Here is an 11144-nt window from a genome sequence, read left to right as displayed (position 1 = left end):
CCCGTCCATGGAACAGCCCTGATGTGGTGCTCGTCCTGGACAACCGGTACGCCCTGGGGGAAACGGGCTGGGTTTCGGGGCCGCCGGTCCCGCCGGTCCGGTGCTGCCGCGCTCGGTGCCCGTGCAGGTGGCCGTCCCGGCGATCGGGGTCCGCGCCCCGCTGGTCCGGCTGGGCCTCGACGCGGACGGCTCCGTCCAGGTGCCGCGCGCCGACCGTCCGGGCGAGGCCGGCTGGTACGACCTCGGACCGGCGCCCGGCGAGCGCGGCGCCGCCGTGCTCCTCGGCCACGTCGACTCGGCGGCGGGGGCGGCCGTCTTCTACGACCTCGGCCGGCTGCGGCCCGGGCATCGCGTCGAGGTGACGCGCGCGGACGGCCGCGTGGCCGTGTTCACCGTCGAGTCCGTGGAGCGGGTCGCCAAGGACCGGTTCCCCACCCAGCGCGTCTACGGCCCCCTCGACCGCCCCGGGCTCCGGCTCGTCACCTGCGGCGGGCCGTTCGACCGGGCGGCCCGCGGCTACCGCGACAACGTCATCGTCTACGCCACCGAGACGTCCGTCCGGTAGGGCGGGCGCTTCCCGCCGCCGCGCGTCCGGTGCGAGGATCGGACCAGCCGATCGTGAGAGGACCGCGCATGGCAGCCTCCCCGGAGTTCGACACCTCCGTCGCGCACCCGGCCCGCGTGTACGACTACTGGCTCGGCGGATCCGACAACTTCCCGGCCGACCGGGAACTCGGGGACGCGATGGTCCGGGCGATCCCGGCGCTGCCCGCGATGGCGCGCGCGAACCGGTCGTTCATGGAGCGGGCGACGCGGCACCTGGTGGAGTCGGGCGTCACCCAGTTCCTCGACATCGGCAGCGGCATCCCCACGTCGCCGAACCTGCACGAGATCGCGCGGGCGGTCGACCCGTCCGTCCGCGTCGTGTACGTCGACAACGACCCGCTGGTCACCGAGCAGGCACGGGCCATGATCGCGGACGTGCCGGGCGTCGCCTATCTGCACGGCGACCTCACCGAGCCGCAGGCCGTCCTGGACGATCCGCTGCTCGCCGAGACGCTCGACCCGGCCCGTCCGGTCGCGCTGATGGTCGTCGCGCTGCTGATGTACTTCCCGCCCGACCGGCACCCGGAGCGGTGGGTCGCGACGCTGCTCGGCGGGCTGCCGTCCGGCAGCACGGTCGCGATCTCGCACCCGACCGCCGACTTCGACCCGGAGGCCGTCGCCGCCGCCAACGCCGCGGCGAACGCGGCGGGGATCCCGCTGGTGTCCCGGACGCGGGACGAGTTCGCCGCGCTGTTCGGCCCGGCGACACTCCTGCCACCGGGCGCGGTGCCGCTCGCGACATGGCGTCCCGACACGCCCCCGGCCGACCCGCACGAGGTGTACTACTACGCCGGCCTGGCCCGCAAGGACTGACCCGGTCAGCCGAAATGGCCGGCGAAGCCGTCGTGGAGGCGGTCGAGGCCGAACTCGAAGAGCTCCTCGTAGGAGAAGTCGAAGACGTTGTCGGAGAGCTGCGCCATCACGGGGAAGTCGCCGCTGAGCAGAGCCGCCTCCAAGGACGGGCTCTGCGCGGCCCAGAACTCCTCGTTGCTGAGGCCCGTCCGGCGTTCGGCCCGGCGCTCCAGGATGTAGCGGCGCGCGACGCTCTCCACGTAGTCGCTCTGGACGCTGACCATCATCATCAGCGTGCGGTCGTCGACGCCCGTCGGGCGCAGCCTGCCGAGGAGCCTGTCCAGCCCGCGCATGGAGTTGGGCCCTAGGAGCGGACGGCTCTGGTCCACGAACGGGTACCACGGATGGTCCAGGCACAACCGCCAATGGCCGTGCGCCTCGTCCGCCAGGATCTCCCGCCAGCTCCGCCCGTCACCGTCCGTCTCCGTGCCCTCGGGGACGGCGGTGACGTGGTCGAGCATCAGGTCCAGAAGCTCGCTCTTGCCGGGGACGTACCGGTAGAGCGTCATCGTCCCGACGCCCAGGCGGGTCGCGATGGAGCGCATCGACAGCGCGTCGAGCCCCTCGGTCTCGGCGAGCTCGTCGGCGACCTCGACGGCCGCCGCGATGACCCGGTCCAGGGTGAGGCCCGGCGGCCGCCCCCGAGGCGGCCGGACCCGATCGCCCCACAGCAGCTTCAGACTCCGCCCGAGATCCCGGCCGTCGCCGCGCTCCGATGCCATGACCCGTCCGTCCCGCTCTTCCCGCCCAAGGCGCCTCCGTCAGCGCACACACGAAGACGCTACAGGGCGTGTTCGCGCAGGGGGGCGACCCCCTGGAGCCTGTGTTGGCCCAGGGGGGCGACCCCCTGGAACCCCCGTTACGGCCGAGAGGCCGTTTCCCCGATCCGCTGGCGCGTCTCGGCGAAACAGCCTCTCGCCCGGCGGGGCGTGCGGCCTCCGGGCGCTAGGGCGCCCTCCGGCCGCCCGCCCCGTGGGCGCGGCTGAGGTCGGCGCACTTTGGGCTAGGGCGCCCTCCGGCCGCCCGCCCCGTGGGCACGGCTGAGGTCGGCGCACTTTGGGTATGGTGTACGTTAATTTGCGTATGGGATACGCGAAGGGGAGGTGTCGATGGCGGAGGACGCGATCCTTGCGGTGGGAGTCCGCAAGGACTACGGGACGAAACGGGCGCTTGACGGCTTCGATCTCACGGTGCCGAAGGGCATGGTGTACGGGCTGCTCGGGCCGAACGGCGCGGGGAAGACGACCGCCGTGCGCATCCTGTCGACGCTCGCCCGGCCGACCGGCGGGCGGGCCGAGGTCGCCGGGTTCGACGTCGCGGCCCGGCCCCGGGCGGTGCGGCGGCGGATCGGGCTGGCGGGGCAGCACGCCGCGCTGGACGAGGTGCTGACCGGGCGGCAGAACCTGCGCATGTTCGGCCGCCTGTTCCACCTCGGGAAGCGGCGCGCGGCGGAGCGCGCGGAGGAGCTGCTGGAGCGCTTCGACCTGCTGGACGCCGCCGACCGCGGCGTGAAGGGGTACAGCGGCGGGATGCGCCGCCGCCTCGACCTCGCCGCCAGCATGATCCTCGCGCCGGACGTGCTGTTCCTCGACGAGCCGACCACCGGGCTCGACCCGCGCGGCCGCAACGAGGTGTGGGACTCCGTCCGCTCGCTCGTCGCGCAGGGCACGACCGTCCTGCTGACGACCCAGTACCTGGAGGAGGCCGACCGGCTGGCCGGGCGCATCGCCGTCCTCGACCGGGGCCGGGTCATCGCCGACGGCACGCCGGAGTCGCTGAAGCGGCTGATCGGCGGCGACCGGATCGAGGTGGTGGTGCGCGACCCCGCGGAGCTGGCGGCCACGGCGGCGGTGGTCGCCCGCGCGGCGTCCGCCGAGCCGCAAGTGGACGCCGAGGCGGCGCGGGTGCACGCGCCGGTCGCCGACCGGGTGGCGGCGCTGACCGAGGTCGCCCGCACCCTGCAGGACGACGGGATCGCCGTCGAGGACATCGGGCTGCGCAGGCCCACGCTGGACGAGGTGTTCCTGCGCCTCACCGGCCACCGCGCCGAGAAGGAAGAGGTAGGGGCATGAGCGCAGTGGAACGCGGGGCCGTGGACGAGGGCGTCGGCGAGCGGCTCTACTGGGCCGTCGCCGACTGCTGGACGATCGTCCTGCGCGGCCTCACGCACTACGTCCGGCAGCCGAGCAACATCGCCTGGCAGCTCGGGTTCCCGATCGTGTCGGTGCTGCTGTTCGGCTACGTGTTCGGCAGCGCGATGTCCGTCCCCGGCGGCGGCGACTACCGCGAGTTCCTGATGCCGGGCATGTTCGGGATGACGATGGCGATGGGGTTCATGAACACCGCGTACGCCGTCGTCTTCGAGAGCACGCGCGGGGTCACCGACCGCTTCCGCTCGATGCCGATGGCGTCGTCCGCGACCGTGACCGGGCGCGGCGTCGGCGACCTGATCGGCGCGACCCTCGACCTCGTCGTGCTGGGGCTGACCGCGCTGGCGATCGGCTGGCGCTCCAGCGGCGGCGTGCTCCGGACGCTCGCGGCGTTCGGCCTGTTCCTGCTGCTGCGCTTCGCGCTGATCTGGATCGGCGTGCTGCTCGGCCTGCTCGTGCCCAACGAGGAGGCGGCGGGGAGCCTGTTCGCGGTCGCGTTCCCGTTCGCGATGATCTCCAGCGCGTTCGTGGCGCCGGCGCTGATGCCGGACTGGCTGGGTGCGATCGCGCGGTGGAACCCGGTCTCCGCGACCGTCACCGCGTCCCGCGAGCTGTTCGGCAACCCGGCCGCCGTCGGCGGTACGTGGGTCGAGCAGAACGCCCTGCTGATGGCGCTCGTGTGGCCCGCCGTCATCACCGCGATCTTTCTGCCGCTGGCCGTCCTGCGGTACCGGCGGCTGGGGCGCTGATCCGTCCTCCGACACGTCTTGACGCATGTCAGGGGCGGTGCAAGCGTGGGAGGTGATGGTGAAAAGGGGGACCCATCATGACTGAGATCAAGAGCATCGAGAAGCCGGACGACCGGCGCGACTTCCCCAGGGGCCACCTTGAGGTCGTCAACTTGACCGGTCTCGTCTTCGGCAAGGCGACGTTCGAGCCCGGCTGGCGCTGGACGGAGTCGGTGAAGGACATCGCCGGCACCGACCTGTGCCAGGTGCACCACAACGGCTATGTCGTGCAGGGCCGGATGCGCATCCAGATGAGCGACGGCGCCGAGGGCGAGGTCGGGCCCGGTGACGTGTTCGTCGTCGAGCCCGGCCACGACGCGTGGGTCGTCGGCGACGAGGCCTGCGTCATGTTCGACTTCGCCGGCGGCATCGGCGAGTACGCCAAGGCCGGCTGACCGGCGCGTCGCGGCGATGGCCGGTGGGTCCGCCCACCGGCCGCACCCTTCCCCCTCGGCCCCCGCGCATGGCGAGAATTGACGACGTGGGAGCGGGTGCGGCCGGGTAGGTTCGAGAGATGAACGAGCGGCCGACTCTTGAGGACATCCGGCGCGCGCCGAAGGTGCTGCTGCACGACCACCTGGACGGCGGCGTCCGGCCCGCGACCATCGTCGAGCTGGCCCGCGACACCGGGTACGCCGACCTGCCCGCCACCGATCCCGACGCCCTGCGGACGTGGTTCGAGGAGGCGTCCAACTCGGGGTCGCTGGAGCGCTACCTGGAGACCTTCTCCCACACCGTCGGCGTGATGCAGACCGCCGAGGCGCTCACCCGGGTCGCGTACGAGTGCGCGGAGGACCTCGCGAACGACGGCATCGTCTACGCGGAGGTCCGGTACGCGCCGGAGCAGCACCTCAGCCGGGGCCTGACGCTGGAGCAGGTCGTCGAGGCCGTCCTGGACGGGTTCGCGCGGGCCCGCAAGGACTTCGGCATCCGGGTCGGGACGCTGGTCACGGCGATGCGGCACCAGGCGCGCAGCATGGAGATCGCCGAGCTGGCCGTCCGCTACCGGGACCTCGGCGTCGTCGGGTTCGACATCGCGGGCGCCGAGGCCGGCTACCCGCCCACCCGGCACCTGGACGCGTTCGAGTACCTCCAGCGGGAGAACGCGCACTTCACCATCCACGCCGGCGAGGGCTTCGGGCTGCCGTCGATCTGGCAGGCGATCCAGTGGTGCGGCGCCGACCGGCTCGGCCACGGTGTGCGGATCATCGACGACATCGAGGTGGACGGCGGCGACGCGCGGCTCGGCCGGCTCGCCGGCTACGTCCGGGACAAGCGGATCCCGCTGGAGATGTGCCCGACGTCCAACATCCAGACGGGCGCGGCGAAGTCGATCGCCGAGCACCCGATCGGGCTGCTGCGCCGGCTCAGCTTCCGCGTCACGGTCAACACCGACAACCGGCTGATGAGCGGGACGACGCTGTCGCAGGAGTTCGCCAAGCTCACCGAGGCGTTCGGCTACGGCTGGGACGACCTGCAGTGGTTCACGGTGAACGCGATGAAGTCGGCGTTCGTGCCGTTCAACGAGCGGCTCGAACTGATCAACGGGGTGATCAAGCCCGGCTTCGCGCAGCTCAAGTGGAGCGGCGCCCGGCCACTGGCATGATCGAGCCATGACCATTCGCTCCACCGGCGGGCAGGTCGCCGCTTACGCGTGGCTCGTGTTCGCCCTGCTCAACTTCGTGGACCTGTTCGTCGGCATCACCGGTGACCCCGACTACTCGCTGACGACGTTCACGATCGCGTTCCTGCTCCTGCTCGGCTGCGGGGTCGCCTACACGATCGGGCTGCGCCCGGCGATCGTCGGGGACGACGAGGGGATCACCGTCCGCAACCCGCTGCGGGACGTCCGCGCGCCGTGGGCGGCGGTCCGGAGCATCGAGGGCAAGAACGCGGTGACCGTGCGCTTCATCGGCCCGGACGGGTCGGACGTGGAGACCCGGGCCTGGGTGCACCAGACGTCCCCCCGCGCGCAGGCGAAGGCGGAGGCCCGCGCCGAGAAGCAGGCGCGCAAGAACCAGGGCGCGGACATCGACCTGCGGGGCCGGACGCCGACGAGGTTCGCGGCGCAGCAGCTCAACGAGCTGCGCGACCGGCACCGCCCGCGGGCCAAGTCGGGCGCCCCCGACCGGGCCGCCGCGGCGAAGCAGGCCGAGACCGCCCGGGGCGCGGTCGCCTGGTCGGTCCCGGCGGTGGCGGCCCTGGCCGTCCCCCTCGCCGCGCTGATCGTCGCCCTGGTCGTCTCGCTGGTCCGCTGACCGCCCCTAGGCGAGGGCAGTGGAGAGGGCCGTGCGGAGCGCGTCCAGTTCGGCGGCGGCGCGCGCGCGGGTCGCGGCGACGTCGTCCTCTACCGGAAGGACGACCTCCAGGTAGCACTTGAGCTTCGGTTCCGTGCCCGAGGGGCGGACGACCACGCGGGCGCCGCCGGACAGCCGGAAGCGGAGCCCGTCGGTGGGCGGCAGGCCGTCCGCCGGGCGGGCGAGGTCGTCGAACGACGCGACCCGGCGCCCGGCGAGCTCCGCCGGGGGAGCGGCGCGCAGCCGCGTCATGGCCGCGGTGATCAGCGACAGGTCGTCCACCCGGATCGAGAGCTGCGACGTGGCGTGCAGGCCGTGCTCGCGGGCCTGGTCGTCGAGCAGGTCGAGCAGCGTGCGGCCGTCGCGCTTCGCGGCGGCGGCGAGGGCCGCGACGGCGAGGGCCGCGCCGATGCCGTCCTTGTCGTTGACGAGGACGCCGCGGTCGTCGCCGACGCTGTAGCCGAGCGCCTCCTCGTAGCCGAACACGAGCCGGTCGGGCCGCCCGTGGGGGGACGACCCCCCGCGCCCCCCGGTCGGGTGGGACGCGCCCGCCTTCATGATCCATTTGAAGCCGGTGAGCGTCTCGGCGAACCGCACCCCGTGCGCGGCGGCGATCGAGCGGAGCAGCGACGACGACACGATCGTGGTGGCGACCAGCCGGTCGTCGCCGGCGGTGTGCCGCAGGACGTGCTCGGCGAGCAGCCCGCCGACCTCGTCCCCGGTCAGCGTCCGCCACCCGGACGGGGACGGGACGGCGACGGCGCAGCGGTCCGCGTCCGGATCGTTGGCGATCACCAGGTCGGCGCGCCGCGCCTCCGCCAGCGCCAGCGCGAGGTCGAGGGCGCCGGGCTCCTCCGGGTTCGGGAACGCGACGGTCGGGAAGTCGGGGTCCGGCTCCGCCTGCTCGGGGACGACGGCCGGGGCCGGGAAACCGGCGCGCTCGAACGCCGCGAGCAGCACGTCCCGGCCGACGCCGTGCATAGGCGTGTAGACGATCGAGATGTCCCGGTCGTCGCCGAGCCGCAGTGACGACACCGCGTCCAGGTACAGGCCGGCGTCGGCATGGACGGGCCAGCCGGACCCGAGCGGCAGCTCGTCCACTCGTCCGACCGCGTCGATCGCGGCGGAAATCTGGCTGTCCTGCGGCGGGACGATCTGCGCGCCGTCCGACCAGTACACCTTGTAGCCGTTGTCGCGCGGCGGGTTGTGGCTGGCCGTCACCATGACGCCCGCGACGATGTCGTCGAACGAGCGGGTGAAATGCGCCAGCACGGGCGTCGGGACGGGCTCGGCGAACACCTCCGGGCGCAGCCCGGCGCCGCTGAGCACGGCCGCCGTGTCGTCGGCGAACCGGCGCGAGCCGTGCCGCGCGTCGAAGCCGACGACGACCCGGCCGCCGGGCGGCAGGCACGCGGCGAGCCCGGCGGCGGCGCGCATGACCGTCACCCGGTTCATCCGGTTCGGGCCGGCGCCCAGCTCGCCGCGCAGGCCCGCCGTCCCGAACTCCAGCCGGGACCCGAACCGCGCCGCGAGCACCGCGTCGTCGCCCCGGTCCAGGATCGCGCGGAGCTCGGCGCGGGTGTCCGGGTCCGGGTCCTGCGCGAGCCACTCCTCGGCACGCGCGCGGAGGTCGCTCACAGCTTCGCCAGGACCGTCGCGAGGAGCGTGCCCATGCGCCCGGCGGACGCGCGTCCCGCCGCGAGGACCTCCTCGTGGTCCAGGGGCTCGTCCGACAGCCCGGCCGCGATGTTGGTGACCAGCGAGATCCCGAGGACGTCCGCGCCGCCCTGCCGCGCCGCGATCGTCTCCAGCACCGTCGACATGCCGATCAGGTCGGCGCCCAGCGTGCGCAGCATCCGGATCTCGGCGGGCGTCTCGTAGGTCGGGCCGCGGAACGCCGCGTACACGCCCTCCGCCAGCGTCGGGTCGACCTCCTTGGCGAGGGCGCGCAGCCGCCCCGAGTACGCCTCGGTGAGGTCGAGGAACGTCGCGCCGGTGAGCGGGTTCGCGCCCGACAGGTTCAGGTGGTCGGAGATCAGCACCGGGTCGCCGACGCTCTGGTGCTCGGGCCGCAGCCCGCCGGCCGCGTTCGTCAGCACCACCGTCTTCACCCCGGCGGCCAGCGCCGTCCTGACGGGGTGCACCACGGCGTCGACGCCGCGGCCCTCGTACAGGTGCGTCCGGCCGAGGAACACCAGCGCCCGGTGCCCCGCCACCTCGACGACGCGGATCGTCCCCGCGTGCCCCTCCACCGCCGGGGGCGCGAACCCGGGCAGCTCGGTGGCCGTCAGCTCGATGGCGGGCTCGCCCAGCTTGTCGGCCGCCGGGACCCAGCCCGAGCCCATCACGAGGGCGACGTCGAACGCGTCGAGGGACGTGCGGTCGCGCAGCGCGTCCGCGGAGGCCCGTGCCAGTGCAAAAGCGTCGTTGCTCACATCGCCGACACTACCGCCGGGTTCCCGGTGGGACGATCAGTCCCCCAGCGACCTGCACGGACGTGTCCGCAGGTCCTTGACGTAGTCGTCGGGCGCGCCGGCCTTCTCCGCCGCGTCGGCGAGGATGCCGAGGTAGCGCGCGGACGGCAGGCCGCCCTCGTAGTCGTCCAGGACGTACATCCAGCACAGGACGTCGCCGTCCAGGGTCTGCACCCTGACGCGGATCTTGCGGTAGACGTCGAGCGCGGCCCCTTCCCAGGCGTCGAGTTCCTTCTCGTCCCAGGCGGGCACGTCGTACATGACGACGAAGACCTGCTCGGACTCCTCCTCGACGACCGTCGCGAGGGCGCCGTCCCAGCCCTTGTCCTGCCCGCCGAAGGTGAGCCGCCACCCGGCCAGCCAGCCGGTGCCGCGCATGGGCGAATGCGGAGCCCGGCTCGCCATCTGCTCGGGATCCATGTTGGAGGCGTACGCCGCGTACAGTGCCACGTTGGCCAAGGCTACGCCACGCTTGGAGCGGGGGTGTGGGGGTTGCCCTGTCGTGGGGCGCGGCGGAGGGACAGGTCACGCCGGGGTGGGTGCGAAGCCGGACTTTTCACTGTCGGGAGTAGGAAACAATGGAAGATGTGACCCGGATCGTGATCATCGGAGGAGGCCCGGGCGGTTACGAGGCCGCGCTCGTCGCGGCTCAGCTCGGCGCGGACGTGACCGTCATCGAACGGGACGGTCCCGGCGGCGCCTGCGTGCTCACCGACTGCGTGCCCTCCAAGACGCTCATCGCCACCTCGACCCGTATGGCGGTCATGTCGGAGTCGACGGGCCTCGGGCTGCGCTTCAACGGCGGCCCGGACGGCATCGTCGGCGCCCTGGAGGCCGACATGGCCGAGGTCAACAAGCGCGTGAAGGACCTCGCGCGGGCCCAGTCGTTCGACGTCGCCGAACGGCTCGCCTACGAGGAGGTGAAGATCGTCCGCGGTGAGGCGCGGCTGGTGGAGCCGCATGTCGTCGCGGTCGGCGACCGGCGCATCCGGGCCGACATCGTGCTCATCGCGACGGGCGCGACGCCGCGCGTGCTGCCCGGCGCGGAGCCGGACGGCGAGCGCATCCTGAACTGGCGCCAGCTCTACGACCTGCCGGAGCTCCCCGAGGACCTGATCGTCGTCGGGTCCGGTGTGACGGGCGCGGAGCTCGCGGGCGCGTACCTGTCGCTCGGGTCGAAGGTCACGCTGGTGTCCTCGCGCGACCGGATCCTCCCGACGGAGGACGCCGACGCCGCGTCCGTCCTGCAGGACGTGTTCCTGCGGCGCGGGATGAACGTCATGTCGCGGTCGCGGGCCGCGGGGGTGGAGCGCTCGGGCGAGGGCGTGATCGTCACCCTGGAGGACGGGACGAAGATCGAGGGCTCGCACTGCCTGATGACGGTCGGGATGGTCCCGAACACCACGGGGATCGGCCTGGAGGAGGTCGGCGTGCGCTGCGACGCGCGCGGCTTCGTCGAGGTCGACAAGGTGTCGCGGACGTCCGTCCCGCACATCTACGCGTCCGGTGACTGCACGGGCGTGCTCATGCTCGCGTCCGTCGCGGGCATGCAGGGCCGCATCGCGATGTGGCACGCGCTGGGGGAGGCGGTGCAGCCGCTCAAGCTCGGCTGGGTCGCGTCCAACATCTTCACGGACCCGGAGGTCGCGTCGGTCGGCGTGACGCAGCACATGGTCGATTCCGGCGACGTCAACGCCCGGACGGTCATGCTGCCGCTGTTCACCAACGCGCGCGCCAAGATGCAGGGCTTCGAGGACGGTTTCGTCAAGGTGTTCTGCCGCCCGTCCACGGGGATCGTGCTCGGCGGCGTCATCGTGGCGCCGCGCGCCAGTGAGCTGATCCTGGCCGTGTCGGTGGCCGTCCAGCAGCACCTGACCGTCGACCAGGTCGCCCAGACGTTCGCGGTGTACCCGTCGCTGTCGGGCAGCATCACCGAGGCGTCCCGGCGGCTGATGGCCGAGCACGCCTACTAGAGGA

At 73.0% G+C, this 11144-nt stretch carries 12 protein-coding genes; 8 read left to right on the top strand and 4 right to left on the bottom strand.

The genetic code is table 11. The features are described 5' to 3' along the window. Positions 1-100: 100 nt before the first annotated feature. The gene (locus tag AB0K34_RS23060) at positions 101-565 is read left to right on the top strand and encodes a class F sortase (RefSeq protein ID WP_364550748.1); all 465 of its coding nucleotides are present in this window, start codon (positions 101-103) and stop codon (positions 563-565) included. Between the two features lie 68 nt (positions 566-633). Then, on the top strand, positions 634-1419 hold the full coding sequence (locus tag AB0K34_RS23055; RefSeq protein WP_364550746.1) for an SAM-dependent methyltransferase: 786 nt from the start codon (positions 634-636) through the stop codon (positions 1417-1419). Between the two features lie 5 nt (positions 1420-1424). On the opposite strand, the gene AB0K34_RS23050 is transcribed toward AB0K34_RS23055, so the two are convergent. Further along, positions 1425-2180, bottom strand: a complete 756-nt coding sequence (locus tag AB0K34_RS23050; protein ID WP_364550742.1) for a TetR/AcrR family transcriptional regulator — start codon at positions 2178-2180, stop codon at positions 1425-1427. A gap of 387 nt (positions 2181-2567) precedes the next feature. On the opposite strand from AB0K34_RS23050, the gene AB0K34_RS23045 reads away from it, so the two are divergent. From AB0K34_RS23045 to AB0K34_RS23025, 5 genes are all read left to right on the top strand, one after another. Then, positions 2568-3530, top strand: a complete 963-nt coding sequence (locus tag AB0K34_RS23045) for an ATP-binding cassette domain-containing protein (protein WP_364550740.1) — start codon at positions 2568-2570, stop codon at positions 3528-3530. Then, entirely contained in the window at positions 3527-4357 is an 831-nt protein-coding gene (locus AB0K34_RS23040; RefSeq protein WP_364550738.1) for an ABC transporter permease, read from the top strand. Before AB0K34_RS23045 ends, AB0K34_RS23040 begins: the two co-directional genes overlap by 4 nt. A 77-nt stretch (positions 4358-4434) precedes the next feature. Next, positions 4435-4791: a cupin domain-containing protein gene (locus tag AB0K34_RS23035; protein WP_138638967.1), complete on the top strand. Its 357-nt coding sequence runs from the start codon at positions 4435-4437 to the stop codon at positions 4789-4791. 119 nt (positions 4792-4910) lie between these two features. After that, positions 4911-6002 carry an adenosine deaminase gene (locus tag AB0K34_RS23030; protein WP_138638966.1) on the top strand — a complete coding sequence of 364 codons (1092 nt, stop codon included), beginning with the start codon at positions 4911-4913 and terminating at the stop codon, positions 6000-6002. Between the two features lie 7 nt (positions 6003-6009). Beyond that, entirely contained in the window at positions 6010-6654 is a 645-nt protein-coding gene (locus AB0K34_RS23025) for a PH domain-containing protein (RefSeq protein ID WP_364550736.1), read from the top strand. Between the two features lie 6 nt (positions 6655-6660). Here AB0K34_RS23025 and AB0K34_RS23020 read toward each other — a convergent pair whose 3' ends face one another. Genes AB0K34_RS23020 through AB0K34_RS23010 form a run of 3 tightly spaced genes read right to left on the bottom strand, consistent with a single transcriptional unit; the run spans position 6661 to position 9617 of the window. Continuing rightward, the gene (locus AB0K34_RS23020; protein ID WP_364550734.1) at positions 6661-8331 is read right to left on the bottom strand and encodes a phospho-sugar mutase; all 1671 of its coding nucleotides are present in this window, start codon (positions 8329-8331) and stop codon (positions 6661-6663) included. Beyond that, complete coding sequence (locus AB0K34_RS23015; protein ID WP_364550732.1) at positions 8328-9128, bottom strand: purine-nucleoside phosphorylase; 801 nt, start codon at positions 9126-9128, stop codon at positions 8328-8330. Before AB0K34_RS23015 ends, AB0K34_RS23020 begins: the two co-directional genes overlap by 4 nt. A gap of 36 nt (positions 9129-9164) precedes the next feature. After that, positions 9165-9617 (bottom strand): gamma-glutamylcyclotransferase, encoded by a 453-nt coding sequence (locus AB0K34_RS23010; RefSeq protein WP_138638962.1) that lies wholly within the window; start codon positions 9615-9617, stop codon positions 9165-9167. Positions 9618-9754: 137 nt separating this feature from the next. Here AB0K34_RS23010 and AB0K34_RS23005 point away from each other — a divergent pair, with 137 nt between their 5' ends. Next, the gene (locus AB0K34_RS23005; protein WP_301175185.1) at positions 9755-11140 is read left to right on the top strand and encodes an NAD(P)H-quinone dehydrogenase; all 1386 of its coding nucleotides are present in this window, start codon (positions 9755-9757) and stop codon (positions 11138-11140) included. Positions 11141-11144: the final 4 nt, after the last annotated feature.

It is taken from the genome of Actinomadura sp. NPDC049382 (assembly GCF_040677125.1).
GTDB classification, from domain to species: Bacteria; Actinomycetota; Actinomycetes; order Streptosporangiales; family Streptosporangiaceae; genus Spirillospora; species Spirillospora geliboluensis.
This window is presented reverse-complemented; position numbering and strand designations above follow the sequence as displayed.